At 67.8% G+C, this 1,460-nt stretch carries 1 protein-coding gene; it reads left to right on the plus strand.

Annotation, left to right across the window (positions count from 1 at the left end; translation table 11 throughout):
• A partial coding sequence (gene paaH, locus JV551A3_RS15085; RefSeq protein ID WP_133978875.1) for a 3-hydroxyacyl-CoA dehydrogenase PaaH occupies nucleotides 1-1,460 on the plus strand: 1,460 nt, incomplete at both ends.

The raw sequence follows: 1,460 nt of genomic DNA on the forward strand, positions 1-1,460 counted from the left end.
ACGCACTCGCAAGCAACGCCCAGGTGGCAGTGATCGGTGCGGGCGCCATGGGCGCCGGTATCGCCCAGGTTGCGGCCCAGGCCGGCCACCCGGTAAAGCTCTACGACAATCGCCCGGGCGCAGCAGCCCAGGCGGTGGCCGGCATTGACCGGCAACTCACCCGCCTGGTGGAAAAAGGCAAGTTGCAGGCGGTCGAGCGGGAAGCCATCAGCGCCCGGCTGTGCCCGGTGGACGCCCTCGAAGCCCTGGCCGATGCCCGCCTGGTGATCGAGGCCATCGTCGAGAACCTGCAAGTCAAGCAAGCGCTGTTCAGCCAGTTGGAAGCCTTGTGCGCCGCCGACTGCATCTTCGCCAGCAACACCTCGTCGCTGTCCATCACCAGCCTTGCCGCCGGGCTGCAACGCCCGCAACAGGTGGTTGGCATGCACTTCTTCAACCCGGCACCGCTGATGGCTCTGGTCGAAGTGGTCTCGGGCCTGGCCACCGCCCCGGCCGTTGCTGCCTGCATTCATGCTACAGCCCAGGCCTGGGGCAAGCTGCCAGTGCACACGCGCTCCACGCCGGGCTTCATCGTCAACCGCGTGGCGCGGCCATTCTATGCCGAAAGCCTGCGCCTGCTGCAGGAAGGCGCAGCCGATTGCGCCAGCCTCGATGCGCTGCTGCGCGATGCCGGTGGTTTTCGCATGGGCGCGTTCGAGCTTACCGACCTGATCGGCCACGACGTCAATTACGCCGTTACCTGTTCGGTCTTCGATGCGTTCTATGGCGATTTCCGTTTCCAGCCTTCGCTGGTGCAAAAAGAACTCGTGGACGCGGGCCGCCTCGGGCGCAAGACCGGCCAAGGCTTCTACAGCTATGGCGAAGGCGCGGAGCACCCGCAACCAGCCGAACTGCACAGCGCCGCCATCGTCGATGCCTGCGTCGTCGAAGGCGACCTGGCGGTGATGCAGCCGCTGGTCGAGCGCCTGCGCCTAAGTGGCATCGCCGTGACCCGACGCGCGGGTTGCGGCCTGATCCAGGTGGGCGATGCCACCTTGGCACTGTCCGACGGCCGACTGGCCAGCCAGCGTGCCCGGGAAGATGGCCTGCGTAACCTGGTGCTGCTCGACCTGGCCCTGGATTACGCCACCGCCACCCGCCTCGCCATCAGCTGGTCGGCCGACACCAGCGACCACGCTCGCGACCAGGCAGTGGCCTTGCTGCAGCATGCCGGGCTGAAGGTAACGGCGGTCGCGGACCTGCCCGGCCTGGTGGTGTTGCGCACCGTGGCGATGCTCGCCAACGAGGCCGCCGATGCCGTGCTGCAAGGCGTCGGTAGCGCCGCCGACATCGACCTGGCCATGCGCGCCGGGGTCAACTACCCCTGCGGCCCGCTGGCCTGGGCCGCGAACATCGGCATCCCCCATACCCTGCGCGTGCTCGACAACCTGCAGCGCAGCTACGGCGAGAGCCGTTACCGC

It is taken from the genome of Pseudomonas inefficax (assembly GCF_900277125.1).
In the GTDB taxonomy this organism is placed as follows: Bacteria; Pseudomonadota; Gammaproteobacteria; order Pseudomonadales; family Pseudomonadaceae; genus Aquipseudomonas; species Aquipseudomonas inefficax.